Source organism: Arthrobacter sp. ISL-48 (genome assembly GCF_018613805.1).
Classification (GTDB): Bacteria; Actinomycetota; Actinomycetes; order Actinomycetales; family Micrococcaceae; genus Arthrobacter.
In genome coordinates this window covers 24,537-39,022 of the sequence record NZ_JAGGPL010000021.1, presented here as the reverse complement: position 1 = coordinate 39,022, position 14,486 = coordinate 24,537, and the positions used below count along the sequence as shown (strand labels likewise).

Genomic DNA, 14,486 nt, shown 5'->3' with positions numbered 1-14,486 from the left:
CAGGCATTCCTGTCGGCGGGTTAGGGCATGATGGAGGCATGCAGGAGGAGCAGCCAGCGGAAGCAAAATCGGGGGCGGGATCAACAGCCCGCCCGGGAACGCCACTGGGCCGTTTCAGCCGGCCCACCCGTGACTGGTTCCTCGGCGCCTTCTCCGAACCCACGCCGGCCCAGGAGGGAGCATGGAACGCTATTTCCTCCGGCTCGCACGCCCTGGTGGTGGCACCGACTGGCTCCGGAAAGACGCTTGCGGCCTTCCTGTGGGCACTGGACAGGCTGCTGGCCTCGGCGCCGCCACCGGATCCGGAACTGCCCGGGATCGATGCCCCCTCCACGAAGAAGGGCGGGCGTAAGCGCACGCCCCAGACCAAGACGCGTGTGCTGTATATCTCGCCTCTGAAAGCCCTCGGTGTGGACGTGGAAAGGAACCTCCGCTCGCCCCTGATCGGCATTACCCAGACCGCCAAGCGCCTCGGGCTTCCGGCACCGCTGATCACCGTGGGGGTGAGGTCGGGAGACACGACGACGGCGGACCGCCGCGCGCTGCTCAGCCATCCGCCGGATATCCTCATCACCACCCCCGAGTCCCTGTTCCTGATGCTCACTTCCAGGGCGCGGGAGACCCTCGCCGAGGTGGACACCATCATCGTGGACGAGGTTCACGCGGTGGCTGGCAGCAAGCGGGGCGCCCACTTGGCAGTCTCCCTGGAGCGGCTGGATGCGTTGCTGCCCAAACCTGCCCAGCGGATCGGGCTCTCGGCCACAGTGGAGCCGCGGGAGCTTGTGGCGCAGTTCCTCGCCGGCTCGGCGCCGGTGGAAATCGTGGCACCCGCCTCCCGAAAAAACTGGGACCTCTCCGTCTCCGTGCCTGTAGAGGACATGTCCGATCTCCAAGGAGCAGCAGGCGCCTTTGACTCCGGACCGGCCTCGGGGCTTCAGCCGCAGGCCTCCATCTGGCCTCATGTGGAAGAGAAAATCGTTGACCTGGTGCTGGCCAACCAGTCCACCATCGTGTTCGCCAATTCCCGACGCCTGGCCGAGCGACTCACGGCCCGGCTCAACGAAATCTACGCCGAGCGCCAGCTGATAGCGGTCGGCGGAGGATGGGATGATCCGGCCTCACACATCCGGCGAGAGCCCTCTCCGGCCGCCGGGGCTCCGGCGTCGACGGCCACACCGGCGCACATGATGGCGCAGGCCGGCAGCACCTCGGGCGCCGATCCGGTGCTGGCCCGCGCCCATCACGGCTCTGTCTCCAAGGACCAGCGCGCACTGATTGAGGATGATCTCAAATCCGGGCGGCTGCGCTGTGTTGTGGCCACCTCATCCCTGGAACTTGGCATCGACATGGGCGCCGTGGACCTCGTGGTCCAGGTCGAGTCCCCACCCTCCGTGGCCAGCGGCCTGCAGCGCGTGGGCCGCGCCGGGCATCAGGTAGGCGAAATATCGCAGGGTGTGCTGTTTCCCAAGCACCGGGCAGATCTCGTGCACACCGCGATCACCGTGGAAAGGATGCTCGAAGGAAAGATCGAACGGCTCAGCGTCCCCGCCAACCCGCTGGATATCCTGGCGCAGCAGACCGTGGCGGCTACTGCCCTGGGCAGCATCGATGTGGAGGAATGGTTTGCCACCGTCCGGCGGTCAGCCCCGTTCGCGTCCCTCCCCCGTTCCGCGTTTGATGCGACCCTGGACCTGTTGGCCGGCCGCTACCCGTCAGACGAGTTCGCCGAGCTCCGCCCCAGGATTGTCTGGGACCGGAATGAAGGCACCATTGAGGGCAGGCCCGGGGCCCAACGGCTTGCGGTGACGTCGGGCGGCACCATTCCGGACCGCGGCCTCTTCGGCGTCTACATCATTGGCACCGAAGTTGAGGGCTCTGCTTCCTCCGGCGGTGACGGCAAAGCTGCCGCCCCGGCATCGCCTGCGAAAGGCGGCCGGCGCGTGGGTGAACTGGACGAGGAGATGGTGTACGAATCCAGGGTGGGAGACATCTTTGCCCTGGGCGCCACAAGCTGGAAAATCGAGGACATCACGCACGACCGCGTGCTGGTGTCCCCTGCGTTCGGGCAGCCGGGCAAGCTTCCCTTCTGGAAAGGGGACTCACTGGGGCGTCCCGTCGACCTGGGCCGCGCCCTGGGAGCCTTCGTGCGGGAACTGTCCGCCGCGGACCCAGGTCCGGCCGGGGAGCGTTGCAAGGCGAGCGGGCTGGACGAGTTCGCGGCGAACAACCTCATCCAATACCTGGCCGAACAGAAGCTTGCCACCGAGGTGGTCCCCAGTGACACCACCCTGGTGGTGGAGCGCTTCCATGACGAACTTGGCGACTGGCGCGTCATCCTGCACAGCCCGTTCGGCATGCCGGTGCACGCGCCGTGGGCGCTCGCAGTGGGGCAGCGGCTCCAGCAACGGTACGGACTGGACGGCTCCGCGATGGCCGCCGACGACGGCATAGTGCTGCGTGTCCCCATGATGGAGGATGAGCCGCCGGGAGCCGAACTTTTCCTCTTCGACCCCGAAGAGCTGGAGCAGATCGTCACCACTGAAGTCGGCGGCAGCGCGCTCTTCGCCTCCCGCTTCAGGGAGTGTGCCGCACGCGCTTTGCTCCTCCCCCGCCAGACCCCTGGTAAACGGCAGCCGCTATGGCAGCAGCGCCAGCGGTCCGCCCAACTGCTTGACGTCGCCCGGAAATATCCCACGTTCCCCATCGTCCTGGAAACAGTCCGGGAATGCCTCCAGGATGTTTACGACCTTCCGGCGCTCAAGGACATTGCCGCGTCCATAGAACGCCGCGAGCTGCGGATCGTGCAGACCACCACCCAGCAGCCCTCGCCTTTCGCCAAGTCGCTGCTGTTCGGGTACGTTGCCCAATTCCTGTACGAGGGCGACTCTCCGCTGGCCGAGCGCCGCGCCGCCGCCCTTGCCCTGGACTCGACGCTCCTGAACGAACTCCTCGGCCGGGTTGAACTCCGGGAACTCCTGGACGCCAGGGTCATCGAAGCCACGGAACGCGAGCTCCAACGCCTCGCGCCGGACCGCCGCGCCCGCGGCATGGAGGGCGTGGCGGATCTGCTCCGCCTCCTCGGTCCGCTCGCACCGGAGGAAGTCGCTGCCCGGCTCATGGGGGAGACGGCTGCCGACGGCGGGGCCGAAGCCGACGACGCCAATGGCACGGATGATGACGCGGCAGAACCTGATCCTCCCGCTGCCAGCACAGGGGTGGCCACTTCCCACCTGGTCGCGCTGCAGCGTGCCAACCGCGCCATCAGGGTGAACATCGGCGGAGTGGAGCGCTTTGCCGCGGTGGAGGACTCGGCCCGGCTTCGCGATGCCATCGGTGTTCCGCTGCCGCTGGGCGTTCCACTTGCTTTCATCGAACCCGTGGCCGACCCGTTGGGCGACCTCGTCTCTCGGTATGCCCGCACGCATGGGCCCTTCACCGCCATGGAAGCCGCGGCCCGGCTGGGACTGGGAGTGGCTGTCGTCGGCACCGCCCTGAAACGTCTCGCCACCGACGGCCGCGTGGTGGAGGGTGAATTCCGTCCCCACGGAGCCCAGCCTCAAAAAGGGCCGGAACGTACAGCGGAGGACCAGCAGGAAGAGGCCCTCCACGAAGAACCGCCACGTCCGCCAACCACCAGCGAGTGGTGCGATGCAGAGGTCCTCCGGAAGCTCCGCCGTCGTTCCCTGGCTGCGCTGCGTGCCGAAGTGGAGCCGGTGGATGCCACCGCGTACGGTCGCTTCCTGCCCGCCTGGCAGCATGTCCGGACGCCGGGTGCCGGACGCGGCCAGCCAGCCCTGCGCGGACTGGATGGCATTGTCACTGCCATTGATCAGCTCTCCGGGGTACCAGTGCCGGCTTCGGCATGGGAGCCGCTGGTCCTGGCCAGCAGGGTCTCCAACTACCAGCCCGCCATGCTGGACGAACTCATGGCTGCTGGCGAGGTCCTGTGGTCCGGGGCCGGGGCGCTACCTGGAAACGACGGCTGGGTAAGCCTCCATCTGGCAGATTCCGCCGAGCTGACGCTGAACCCCGCCATCGAATACGAACCGGGCGACGCTCAGCAGCGGCTGCTCGACCACCTCCGGAACAACGGCGGCGGGTACTTCTTCCGCCAGCTGACGGAGGTGGCCGGCGGCATGGACACTGTGCTGAGCGACCAGGATGCGGTGTCCGTAATCTGGGACCTCGCCTGGGCCGGACGGATCACCGGGGACACATTCGCGCCGGTGCGCGCCCTCATTGCCGGAGGCCACACGGCCCACCGCCAGGTTGCCCGCGCGCCCCGGGCACGGGCTCCGCGGATGAGCCGGCTGGGCCGCTCGCACGGCACCGGTCTGCTCGGCTCGGCCGGGCTGAGCGCGGGGCTGGGCGGCGGACTGGGCGGTGGGAGGTACGGCTCGGCCTCCGGAGTTTCGGCCACTCCCCCGCTGGCGGCAGGCCGCTGGGCGGCACTTCCGCTGCCCGAACTTGATCCGACTATCCACGCCCGCGCCACCGCAGAGCTGCTGCTGGACCGGTATGGCGTCGTGACGCGGGGCTCTGTGATGGCAGAGCAGATCCTGGGCGGCTTCGGACTGATGTACAAGGTGCTGGCCCGGCTGGAAGAGGCAGGCCGCTGCCGGCGAGGGTACTTCATCGAACACCTGGGGGCAGCGCAATTCGCCGTCCCGGCAACAGTGGACCGGCTTCGCTCCTACTCGGAGGACACCCAGCTGGCCAAGCCTGAACCGGTGGCGCTGGCCCTGGCGGCGACGGATCCGGCCAACCCCTATGGTGCGGCGCTCCCCTGGCCCGCCCTCAATGAGGAGGCGGGAACCGGGCACCGGCCAGGGCGGAAGGCCGGGGCCCTGGTGGTTCTCGTGGACGGCGCCCTGGTCCTGTACGTGGAGCGCGGCGGGAAGACACTCCTGGCTTTCAGTGATGACGGAGCCGTACTATCGGCCGCGGGCACAGCCCTGGTGGGCGTCGTAACCCGTGGAGCTGTGGACAAGCTGATCATGGAGAAGGTTAACGGCCACGGCATCCTGGACACCCCGGTGGCCACAGCACTGGCGGCCGCAGGGGCCTACTCCACCCCCAAGGGGCTGAGGATCCGTGCGTGACGTGAGCATCCTCAAGGTGGAAATCCGTGCCTGAAGGCGACTCCGTCTGGCGCGTCGCCAGCCAGCTGCACAAAGCCTTGTCCGGGCAGAAGCTCACCGGCACCGACTTCCGCGTGCCTCGGTTCGCCACCCTCAACCTGGCGGGCTGGACAGTGGAAGAAGTGGTCCCACGCGGTAAGCACCTGCTCATGCGCGTACAAGGGCCGGACGATCAGAAGCTCACCATCCACTCGCACCTGAAGATGGAGGGCGCGTGGCAGGTCTACCCGCCCGGGGGACGCTGGCGGAAACCCGGGTTTACTGCCCGGTGCGTGCTCCGCACGGCCGCGGCAGACGCCGTCGGCTTCTCCCTGGGCATCGTGGAGGTGGTCCGCACCGCTGACGAGGATTCGATCGTAGGCCACCTGGGACCCGATCTGCTGGGCGCTGGCTGGGACCCGGCTGAAGCCGAACGGCGGATCCGGGCCGCACCGGACGTCCCCATCGGTGTCGCGCTGCTGGACCAGCGCAACCTTGCGGGCATCGGCAACATCTACCGCTGCGAGGCCTGCTTCCTTTCTGGCGTCCACCCGGCGTCGCCCATTTCGGCCGTTCCGGACCTCAGGACCCTGATGACTGACGCCAAACAGCTCCTCGAAGCCAACCTGGGCCCGGGCCGCCGAGTGACCGTCCTCAATCCCCGCGGAATGCCCGTGGGAAGGATGGCGGGCCGCGCCGGCCACTGGGTCTACGGGCGAGAGCACCAGCCCTGCCTGAAATGCCGGACGCCCATCCGACGGGGCGTCCTGGGCAAACCCGGCGGCGAGGAAGAGCGGAATATCTATTTCTGCCCACAGTGCCAGCCGTTGCTGTCTTAGCGTTGCGCCGATGGCGGCCCGGGCTGGGCCACCTTTCAACTATGCGGAGCGGCGTCCCGTCTGTCGGAATCCACGGCACGTGACTCCACAGCACTCTCGCCATGCTCCTGGCCGGGAAGTGCCGCGGGGACCATAAAACGCGGCAGCAGCAACTGGACCAGGGGCCCGATGGCCAGGGCGTACACCACAGTGCCCACACCCACCGAACCGCCCAGCAGCCACCCAACGCCCAGCACCACTACCTCGATCAGGGTGCGGGACACCCGGACGGACCAGCCGGTGCGGCGGGCGAGGCCGGTCATCAGGCCATCACGCGCGCCGGGGCCGAACCGTGCACCGATATAGCACGCTGAGGCGATTGCATTCAGTAGCACGGCGCCGGCCAGCATCGCGATCTGGCCGCCGAGGTGCGAAACACCGGGGATCAGGGCCAGGCCGATATCAGCGAACACGCCCACCAGAACTGCGTTGCACAGCGTGCCGAATCCAGGCCACTGGCGTAGCGGAATCCAGAGGAGCAGCACCAGGAAGCTCACGGCGATGACAACCACTCCGATGCTCAGGCCGGTCTTGCTGGCCAGTCCCTGATGGAATACATCCCAGGGGTCCAGGCCCAGGCCGGCGCGGATGAAGACGGCCAAGGAGATGCCGTACATGGCAAGGCCGGTGAAGAGCTGGAGGAGTCTGCGGATCATCATTCATTCACTCTGGCAGGTAACTGGCATTGATTTACATAGCCAGTTTGAGATACTGGCTTTATGTCCGGCTCTTTGAACCCCTCCGCCCTGGCCCGCCTCCTGGGGAGTTGGCAGGCTGGTGCCGCGCCCGCCTACCGGGAGCTCGCCGACGTCGTACGCCTGCTGGTCCTGGATGGCAGGGTGCCCCTCGATACCGCCTTGCCCAGCGAGCGGGCACTGTCCGAGACCCTCGGCATCAGTCGGACCACCGTTACGGCCGCCTATAGGCACCTGCGGGAGCAGGGGTTCCTCAGCAGCGGTCAGGGCAGCCGGGGACGTACCCGGATCCCCCGCCTCACGCCTCCGGGGACCAGCCTGGTGATGGGCCAGGGGCTCATCACTCCTGGACGGGCGTCCCCGAGACTTGCAGCGCCGGGGCTGGAAGCACCGGAAGGGCTGATAGACCTCGCCTATGCCTCGATGCCAGCCAGCGGCGAAGTGGTCCACCGCGCATTCGCCGCCGCCCTGACCGAGCTTCCTGCATTGTTGCCGGGATTCGGGTACGACGCCATCGGCCTGCTGCCCCTGCGCGAGGCCATAGCGGAGCGATACACTTCGGCCGGGGTCCAGACTACGGCCGCGCAGATCCTGGTGACCTCGGGCGCCCAGCACGCCCTCAATATCGTGATCCGCGCCCTGGCCGGACGCCAGGACAAAGTGCTGGTGGAACACCCCAGCTACCCCAACGCCCTGGATGCCATCCGCGCAGCGGGCTGCCGCCCGGTCCCTGTCGCCTTCACCACAGCCACCCACGGGGCCGGGCATGATCCGGCGGGGAATCACGAAGCGGGCAGCCATCAGGTACATGCGTGGAACATGCACGCGCTGCAGGCCGCGATGCTGCAGCAGCGCCCCAAGCTTGCGTATGTGGTGCCGGACTTCCACAATCCCACCGGACTGGTCATGAAGGATGCCCAGCGGCGGCAGCTGGTCCGCGCGGCGGCGGCCGCAGGCACGGTGCTGGTGGTGGATGAGACGCTCCGCGAGCTGGACCTCGACGGCGCCGCCACCACTCCGGTGGCCGCATTCAGCTCCGCGGTGGTCGCTATCGGCTCACTCAGCAAATCGCATTGGGGCGGACTCCGCACCGGTTGGATCCGCGCCTCCGAACCCATGATCCAGCGCTTCGCAGCGGCACGGACCTCGCTGGACCTGGGCGGCCCAGTCATGGAGCAGTTGGCGGCGGCACACCTGGTCCGAGCCATGGACGAGCCCCTGCCGAGCCGGCTTGAGGTGCTCCGGAACAACCGCTCGGCACTGCTGGAGCTGCTCCACGGACATCTGCCGGAGTGGGAAACTGCCTGGCCCTCCGGGGGGCTGTCCGCATGGTGCAGGCTGCCGGCCCCGGTCAGCACGGCCCTGACCGTCATCGCCCCGGACTTCGGCATCCGGCTGGCTGCCGGGCCGCGTTTCGGAATTGGCGGTGCGTTCGAACGCTATCTCCGGGTGCCGTTCACCTTGCCGCCGCAGCAGCTGGAAACGGCGGTCCGTGCCCTGAAATCTGCCCAGGACAGGCTCGACGCCGCCCCGCAGCTCCGCCGGACGCTCAAGACTGCGCCCGCCGTGGCGATCGCCTGAGCGGTGGTGGCTTACCGACCAGCGGACCAGGAAACCCGAAAGTTCCCCGGGCCACGCGCCCCCTGACGGGCCCCGCACCCCCGGCGGCATCACCCGTCGTCGAACCTTTAGGAGCTGCTCCGCGCGCCGGGCTCTGCGGTGCGGCCCATGCGCTGCTTTGCCGTGTTGCTTCCGGGACCGATGGGAATGTGCGATGTTGCTTTCGCCAGGCCAAAGCTCGGCATTCCGTTGTACACAACCTCGATTCCCCCGGCGGGCACCTTGTAGGTTTCGTGCCAGACACCCACATCCCCCGTTCCGGAAAGCTCTTTCATGAAGCGCCGCCAGGGTTCGAGGTGCGGGGATTCCCTGTCGGCAGCGAATTTCCGGAGGTGTTCGGGACTCTTCCAGTAGCTGAGCAGCACCGTTGTACGCCCGAACCACTGCTCGTGGCCCAGCATGCCCGACGCCGGATCGCTGGCGAGATGCTGGAGCATCCTGGGCATCGCCGCAGCTACCTTCGCGACGGTTCCGACCTTCCACCACCGGTTCGCGCGCATGCCGATCAGGAAGACGGTCACGGACTCACCGTCGATGTCAGCGGTGTAGCGGCCCGGAAATACCTGCTGCGCCATGAGAGCTCCTTGGGTTGGGTTTCATAACCTTGTTCCATAACACTGTTACGAAACAAGGTTATGGAACAATGGACCCCATGGCAAGACCCGTAGTACATACCGACTCTGTCAGGCAGGAACTCCTCGCCGCCGCGGCAGACCTCGTAGACCGGGAGGGCCCCGCACGGGTCACGCTGCGTGACGTCGCCACCGCCGCCCAGACATCCACCACAGCGGTGTACTCCCTGTTCGGCGGAAAGTCCCAGCTGTTGACAGCAGTGGTGGATGACGGGTTCCGCTCCTTCCGCGACTCCCAGGTCGCCGCAGCCCCGGACGGGCTGCGCGCACTGGGCCTGGCCTACCGGACGTGGGCACTGGAACACCAGGCCCTGTACCGGCTGATGTTCGGCGGCGCGCTGGCAGCGTATGCCGATTGCCGGCCCAGCCCCGACGCAGCCGCGGACGCCATGGAACCACTGCTTGAAGCCGTCGCTGCGGCCCAGTCAGCCGGGACCCTTCTGGTGGCGCCGGTGGAGAGCGTTGCCACTGCGATCTGGGGCCAGGTCCACGGCCTTGTGGGGCTGGAACTGGCCCAGGTCGGCTCGCCCGATACCGATTGGGAGGCCGTGTTTGCGTCAGCCTTGGACGCGGTCGCCCGGGGCTGGGGCGTCTGAAAACGGGCCAACTCGGCTCAGCGTGGACTAGTGGCCAGCGGCACCGGCCGGGTGCCGCTGGCCTACTCCTATGAGTGTGGCCTACGCGTACACTTTCTCCAGCAAGCCAGCCCACGCCTGGGCGGTGGCCTCCGGGGCGCCGCTGCCGTTGCCGCTGAAATCGTGCACCGTCATTCCCACCGGCGCACCGAACGCATTTCGACCAAAGAACCTGTACATCGCATCGGACGTCCGCAAGCCAAGGAAGTGCTCGCTGGAGAAGTCCACTTCCCCGGAAACCCGGCCCACGCTGTCGAGCTCCAACTCCACTGCCGACCCCTGGGCCGCCGATGCCACGCCGAGGGCGTTCTTCAGCTGCACGAATCCGTCCGGCACCTGTGACGCCGCGGGCCCCTGGATGTCCGTGAACACCACCGGCTTGCCGTCGAAGTGCTTCAGATACTGGCCCAGGGTGTGGAGGTAGAACCCGGTGTGCTTGCTGGCGCCGTCGTACTGTTCGTCCCAGTTATCTGCGAAGATCCCGCTGTGGACATAGTGCAAGCGGGCGCGGCCGCCGTCGAGCGGTTCCAGAACGTGCTCCAACTGGTTGAACCAGCCGTCCGGGCCATCCATCCGGGACACAAGGTGAGTGGGGTATTCCTTGACGGTCTTGACGTCCGGCCACTGATCCGTGGGAAACATCCAGGCCGGCGTGCCATTCGTGACAGCCTCCCAGACGCGCTCCGGTGTGCCGGGGAGTTCGGTGTCGTAGACGATCTCAAATTCACAGTTTTCAGTCATTGTCCTGTTCCTTGGTAGAAGTGGGTTTGTTTGGGGTCTTGAGCACGGGATGAAGCGCCACAACCAGCCGGTGACGGCGACCGATGCCAGACGGGGTGCCACTTGGGGAGGTGGCGCCGTCGTGGTACTTGTCCACCAGGCGGGTCACCGCCACCCCGAGTTCCTCGGCGAATGCCGCCCGGTCAGCAGCGGTCCGAAAGGTGATTTCGCCGTCGATGGCAAAAGTGGCGAGCTTCTGCCGCGCGGCAGCGGCACCGGCAATCAGCTTGCCCATTTCCTGCACCGTCCGGCCTGCGAGAGCCAGCAGCCAGAAGGCCGAGAAGCGGTCCGAGAATCTATGGGGATCCGGGGCCACAGAGGCAAGGGCAACGGGCGAGATCAGGTAGGAGGCCGCCGTGGCCTGCAGGACCCTTTCCGTGACGTTCCCTTTCCGCCGCTCCTCCACCAGCTGCACCAGACCGTGCCGCTCCAGGGCCTTGAGGTGGTAGTTGACCTTTTGCCTGGGCAGTCCCACTTTTGCGGCGAGCTGCGTGGCGGACCCTGGTTCGGCCAGCTCCTGGAGGATGCGTGTGCGGATCGGGTCCAGCGAAGCCTCCGCCGCGGCCGGGTCCTCGATCACTTCAATGTCCAACATGCGTCGAGTATGGCATCCGACAATTTTATTTGTCAAGAACTTTTTTATCGTCGGTGATGAAATCGTGGGAACGCTGCCAGTTCGCCGGAAGCTTCCGGCGAACTGGCAGGCTTCCGGCGAGTTCGCCATGACGCAGCGAAGTCGGCATCACGGGCGGGGCCGGAAAAAGGCGGCATCCCGGCCCAGCCTGGCAGAAAGTAGAATGGACCAGTGATGCAATCCCCCCTCCCCGTGCGCGACGGCGTCAACGCCACCCGTCTGCGCCTGCCGGAGGAGGGCCCTTGGACCACCGCTATGGACTACATGATGCACCGCTGGGGCCACATTGACCCGCAGGGCATCGAGGACAGGTTCGACGCCGGCGAGATAGTGGGCGAGGGCGGCGTCCCCCTCAACCGGGCCACGAAACTCGAGGACCACACCTTCATCTGGTATTACCGCAGCTTGCCGCCCGAAACGCGGATCCCCGTTGAGCTGAACATCCTGCACCAGGACGAGCACCTCCTGGTGGTGGACAAGCCACACTTCCTGCCCACCACTCCCGGCGGCACCTACATCCAGGAGTCTGCCCTGGTCCGGCTGCGGAACCAGCTGGACCTGCCCGATCTGATCCCCATGCACCGCCTGGACCGCATGACGGCGGGAATCCTGCTGCTCTCCACCAACCCTGAAACGCGCGGCAAGTACCAAGTGCTCTTCGAGAAGCGCCAGGTGCAGAAGGAATACGAATGCGTGGCCGCCGCGGAGCCGGCCGTCGGGTATCCCGGCGTCGACTTCCCCGTGGTGGTGCGGAACCGGATGACCAAGTCCCGCAGCTACCTGCTGGCCGAGGTCATCGAGGGCGAACCGAACGCGGAGACCCGGATCGAACGGTTGGGAACGTTCGACGGCGGCGCTTCCGCCGCTGGGCCCGTCCGCCGCGCGCTGTACCGCCTTGAACCTCACTCGGGGAAGACTCACCAGCTGCGGGTGCACATGGCTTCACTCGGTTTAGGCATAGTGAACGACGCGTTCTATCCCGACCTGTTGGACAAGGCTCCGGACGACTACGCACGGCCGCTGCAGCTCCTGGCCCGCGGAATCCGCTTTGTTGACCCCGTCTCGGGCAGGCCTGTGGAGTACCGCAGCCGCCTGCAACTCAGCGAGGCTGTACCCACACGGCGTTGAAGTCGTCCTCCATCTCCGGGCTGAACAGCACAAATTCCACCAGCTCCAGTGCGCTTCCTGGACGGGAGGCAGCAAACCCGGTGACGGCGTCGGGGGCTGCTTCCGCCACCTTGCGCCCGGCCCATCCGTAGACCCCACCTCCCACGGCCGGAAAAGCAAGAGAACGGGCCCCCAGCGCATCCGCCAGGCGCAAGCTTTCGCTGAAACAGGAAACCAGGAGCGCCTTGTTGGTCTGCCCGGCGTGGCGGTTTGGGCCTACAGTATGGATGACCCATCGCGCCGGGAGCCGGAAGCCCGGGGTGGCGACGGCGGCACCGGCCGCCAGCCCGTGCTGCAGGTCCGTAGCTCGGAGTTCCCGGCAGGCGGCCAGCAGTTCTGGTCCGGCTGCCCGGTGGATGGCCCCGTCCACTCCGCCGCCGCCCAGCAAGCCGGAGTTGGCCGCGTTCACGATCGCGTCCACGGCACGGGTGGTGATATCGCCCTGGATAATCCGGGTCCGCATGCCGCCAGTCTCCCACCGGTGGCCTCTGGATGACAGGCCGGAGCAGGAATATCCTTGGGGGTCCGGGGCCTGATTTGCATGATTTCCGAACGGTCCGCGGCAGTAGGCACAAGGTGAGGAAACATCATGGACCAGCTCATCGAAATCCCCGGGGACCGCACAGCCTCCAAATTCGCCTACGCCGCAGCGGGCCTGGGCACCCTCGGCGTGGCCACGCTCGGCGCAATGTACGCCGTTGAGGTGCCTCGAAACGGACCCTACATCTTCGGCACCATTAACGACGCAACCGGTGGTGTCTTCAGCGTGGTCATCATCCCCGTGATAGTCCAGGTCCATCGCCGCCTACCCCGCACACCGGGCTCCGAGGCTGGGAAATGGCTGGTGGTAACGGCTTGTGCCTCAGGATCCGCCAGTTCGTTCCTGCTCGTCTTCAAGCAGCTCGATTTCAAGACATCCACAGCCATCTCGGTCGGAGCAATGATCGTCCAGGCGGCCTGGTTCCTGCTGGCCCACCGGGCGCTGTCGAAGGCCAGCGGCTATCCACGTGGGCTTGCAAAGCTAGGGAAGACCATCGGCGGAGCCCTGGTGGTCGCCCTCCCTTTGGTCGGTCTGGCCGTCGCTGAGCAGGCACCGGCATGGATCCGCTGGGGTGTTGGCGGAGCCGGGGTGGCCTTGGGGGCCGCTGCCTGGGTCGCCTGGCCTTACTGGTACTTCCTCGCAGGCCGGCACCTTAGCCATGTTCCTGAAGAAGCGACGGCGCCCGGAGGGTTCCTCGAAGCCTGACACGGCCACAGGCACGGCCTGCCGCCGACTCGCCTACCGCGAACCGCCCGCCCGCCAACCCGCCGGGCGCCTCCGCCTGCCGGCCGGAAGTGCGGTACTTTGTGGCCATGGACTTTGGCAATGCCGACAGCTGGGGAGCCGCGATCTATTTCTGGATCATCCCCCTGGTGCTCGGCGACGCCATTTTCCCGCCCATCCCGTCCGAAATGGTAGTGATCACCGGAGGGGCGCTCTCCGCGGACGGCCGGGCCAATGTGTTCGTGGTGGCGGCCCTGTCCGCGGTGGCTTCCTGGATCGGAGATATGGTGGTGTTCCAGCTGTTCAAGCGCCGGCTGAGCCATGTCCTGGACCGCTGGCGCTGGGGCCGGAAGGTCCACAGCGGCATCCATCAGGCCATCGCCAAGGCCGGACGCTCCTCCACGTACGGGACCATCATCGGCGCAAGATTCCTCCCCGGCGGCCGGCTGGCGACATCAGCCGCGGCAGGGATCGCAGACGTTTCCGTCCGTGGATACAGCCTGTGTGCCGGCCTGGGCGCGTTGTTGTGGGCCAGCTGGCTGGTAGGCCTGGGCTACTTCACCGGGTCCGCCACCAAGCTACCTTTCTGGGCCAGCTCCCTGATCGGTGTGGCGCTGGGCCTGGTGATCGGCGTCGTCGTCGGAATAATTGTGACGCGCAAGCGCGGCACCCGCTCGCCCGTCGACGAGCCCGGCGGTCCGGCCTGAATTCCTGGCCCACCGGGGCCTGAGTTGCCGGGTCTAAACGGGCGCCCAGCGGCCGCGCTTGCGGCGTAGCACCATGAGTGAGCCGGTCAGCGCAACCCGTTCGACGGCGTCGCGCATCATCGCCGCAGACTCACGCGCCTGCTGGTTCTCGACGTTGTATCCGGTGGGCTCTACCAGGAACCGGAGGTTCAGTTGCGGGACCCCGCCGGCAATGCCCAACTGGTTGGACTCCACGTGGTGGCGGGTCTCAAGTGCCTCGACGGCGGCGGCCATCACCGCTTCCGGCGGGTTCCCGGGCTTGAGGCCGGTGATCTTCAGGCGGGTCTGGAACGACGGCATGCCGTCAACCCTATC

Annotated in this window: 13 protein-coding genes; 7 read left to right on the top strand and 6 right to left on the bottom strand. The window is 67.1% G+C overall.

Annotation, left to right across the window (positions count from 1 at the left end; translation table 11 throughout):
• The first annotated feature begins 38 nt into the window (after positions 1 to 38).
• The gene (locus J7E83_RS17520) at positions 39 to 5,102 is read left to right on the top strand and encodes a DNA glycosylase AlkZ-like family protein (RefSeq protein ID WP_251044048.1); all 5,064 of its coding nucleotides are present in this window, start codon (positions 39 to 41) and stop codon (positions 5,100 to 5,102) included.
• A gap of 26 nt (positions 5,103 to 5,128) precedes the next feature.
• Entirely contained in the window at positions 5,129 to 5,959 is an 831-nt protein-coding gene (locus tag J7E83_RS17515; RefSeq protein WP_214964801.1) for a DNA-formamidopyrimidine glycosylase family protein, read from the top strand.
• Positions 5,960 to 5,994: 35 nt separating this feature from the next.
• Here J7E83_RS17515 and J7E83_RS17510 read toward each other — a convergent pair whose 3' ends face one another.
• Positions 5,995 to 6,657, bottom strand: a complete 663-nt coding sequence (locus J7E83_RS17510; protein WP_214964799.1) for a YitT family protein — start codon at positions 6,655 to 6,657, stop codon at positions 5,995 to 5,997.
• Between the two features lie 60 nt (positions 6,658 to 6,717).
• On the opposite strand from J7E83_RS17510, the gene J7E83_RS17505 reads away from it, so the two are divergent.
• Complete coding sequence (locus J7E83_RS17505) at positions 6,718 to 8,274, top strand: PLP-dependent aminotransferase family protein (protein ID WP_214964797.1); 1,557 nt, start codon at positions 6,718 to 6,720, stop codon at positions 8,272 to 8,274.
• A 107-nt stretch (positions 8,275 to 8,381) separates the two neighbouring features.
• Here the strand turns inward: J7E83_RS17505 and J7E83_RS17500 are convergent, their stop codons facing one another.
• Positions 8,382 to 8,888: a DUF4188 domain-containing protein gene (locus J7E83_RS17500; protein ID WP_214964795.1), complete on the bottom strand. Its 507-nt coding sequence runs from the start codon at positions 8,886 to 8,888 to the stop codon at positions 8,382 to 8,384.
• 77 nt (positions 8,889 to 8,965) lie between these two features.
• Between J7E83_RS17500 and J7E83_RS17495 the strand changes: the two genes are divergently transcribed.
• The gene (locus tag J7E83_RS17495; protein WP_251044046.1) at positions 8,966 to 9,541 is read left to right on the top strand and encodes a TetR-like C-terminal domain-containing protein; all 576 of its coding nucleotides are present in this window, start codon (positions 8,966 to 8,968) and stop codon (positions 9,539 to 9,541) included.
• A gap of 81 nt (positions 9,542 to 9,622) precedes the next feature.
• Here J7E83_RS17495 and J7E83_RS17490 read toward each other — a convergent pair whose 3' ends face one another.
• The gene (locus tag J7E83_RS17490; RefSeq protein WP_214964786.1) at positions 9,623 to 10,321 is read right to left on the bottom strand and encodes an SRPBCC domain-containing protein; all 699 of its coding nucleotides are present in this window, start codon (positions 10,319 to 10,321) and stop codon (positions 9,623 to 9,625) included.
• Positions 10,314 to 10,955: a helix-turn-helix domain-containing protein gene (locus tag J7E83_RS17485; RefSeq protein WP_214964785.1), complete on the bottom strand. Its 642-nt coding sequence runs from the start codon at positions 10,953 to 10,955 to the stop codon at positions 10,314 to 10,316. The genes J7E83_RS17490 and J7E83_RS17485 overlap by 8 nt, the downstream gene beginning before the upstream one ends.
• A gap of 213 nt (positions 10,956 to 11,168) precedes the next feature.
• Between J7E83_RS17485 and J7E83_RS17480 the strand changes: the two genes are divergently transcribed.
• Positions 11,169 to 12,122 carry an RluA family pseudouridine synthase gene (locus J7E83_RS17480; protein ID WP_214964952.1) on the top strand — a complete coding sequence of 318 codons (954 nt, stop codon included), beginning with the start codon at positions 11,169 to 11,171 and terminating at the stop codon, positions 12,120 to 12,122.
• Here the strand turns inward: J7E83_RS17480 and J7E83_RS17475 are convergent.
• A complete protein-coding gene (locus tag J7E83_RS17475; RefSeq protein ID WP_214964783.1) occupies positions 12,094 to 12,624 on the bottom strand; it encodes an O-acetyl-ADP-ribose deacetylase in 531 nt (176 codons plus the stop codon). The genes J7E83_RS17480 and J7E83_RS17475 overlap by 29 nt on opposite strands.
• Positions 12,625 to 12,750: 126 nt before the next feature.
• On the opposite strand from J7E83_RS17475, the gene J7E83_RS17470 reads away from it, so the two are divergent.
• Together J7E83_RS17470 and J7E83_RS17465 are read left to right on the top strand one after the other, a co-directional pair.
• On the top strand, positions 12,751 to 13,407 hold the full coding sequence (locus J7E83_RS17470; protein ID WP_214964781.1) for a hypothetical protein: 657 nt from the start codon (positions 12,751 to 12,753) through the stop codon (positions 13,405 to 13,407).
• Positions 13,408 to 13,514: 107 nt separating this feature from the next.
• Positions 13,515 to 14,132 (top strand): DedA family protein, encoded by a 618-nt coding sequence (locus tag J7E83_RS17465; protein ID WP_214964780.1) that lies wholly within the window; start codon positions 13,515 to 13,517, stop codon positions 14,130 to 14,132.
• A 33-nt stretch (positions 14,133 to 14,165) separates the two neighbouring features.
• On the opposite strand, the gene J7E83_RS17460 is transcribed toward J7E83_RS17465, so the two are convergent.
• On the bottom strand, positions 14,166 to 14,471 hold the full coding sequence (locus J7E83_RS17460) for a hypothetical protein (RefSeq protein ID WP_214964778.1): 306 nt from the start codon (positions 14,469 to 14,471) through the stop codon (positions 14,166 to 14,168).
• Between the last annotated feature and the right edge of the window lie 15 nt (positions 14,472 to 14,486).

Excerpts from the sequence above, each read along its gene's own strand:
- J7E83_RS17500 (WP_214964795.1), bottom strand. The coding sequence starts at position 8,888 with ATGGCGCAGCAGGTATTTCCGGGCCGCTACACCGCTGACATCGACGGT.
- J7E83_RS17475 (WP_214964783.1), bottom strand. The coding sequence starts at position 12,624 with ATGCGGACCCGGATTATCCAGGGCGATATCACCACCCGTGCCGTGGAC.
- J7E83_RS17470 (WP_214964781.1), top strand. The coding sequence starts at position 12,751 with ATGGACCAGCTCATCGAAATCCCCGGGGACCGCACAGCCTCCAAATTC.
- J7E83_RS17490 (WP_214964786.1), bottom strand. The coding sequence starts at position 10,321 with ATGACTGAAAACTGTGAATTTGAGATCGTCTACGACACCGAACTCCCC.
- J7E83_RS17510 (WP_214964799.1), bottom strand. The coding sequence starts at position 6,657 with ATGATGATCCGCAGACTCCTCCAGCTCTTCACCGGCCTTGCCATGTAC.
- J7E83_RS17480 (WP_214964952.1), top strand. The coding sequence starts at position 11,169 with ATGCAATCCCCCCTCCCCGTGCGCGACGGCGTCAACGCCACCCGTCTG.
- J7E83_RS17485 (WP_214964785.1), bottom strand. The coding sequence starts at position 10,955 with ATGTTGGACATTGAAGTGATCGAGGACCCGGCCGCGGCGGAGGCTTCG.
- J7E83_RS17465 (WP_214964780.1), top strand. The coding sequence starts at position 13,515 with ATGGACTTTGGCAATGCCGACAGCTGGGGAGCCGCGATCTATTTCTGG.
- J7E83_RS17460 (WP_214964778.1), bottom strand. The coding sequence starts at position 14,471 with ATGCCGTCGTTCCAGACCCGCCTGAAGATCACCGGCCTCAAGCCCGGG.
- J7E83_RS17505 (WP_214964797.1), top strand. The coding sequence starts at position 6,718 with ATGTCCGGCTCTTTGAACCCCTCCGCCCTGGCCCGCCTCCTGGGGAGT.
- J7E83_RS17495 (WP_251044046.1), top strand. The coding sequence starts at position 8,966 with ATGGCAAGACCCGTAGTACATACCGACTCTGTCAGGCAGGAACTCCTC.
- J7E83_RS17520 (WP_251044048.1), top strand. The coding sequence starts at position 39 with ATGCAGGAGGAGCAGCCAGCGGAAGCAAAATCGGGGGCGGGATCAACA.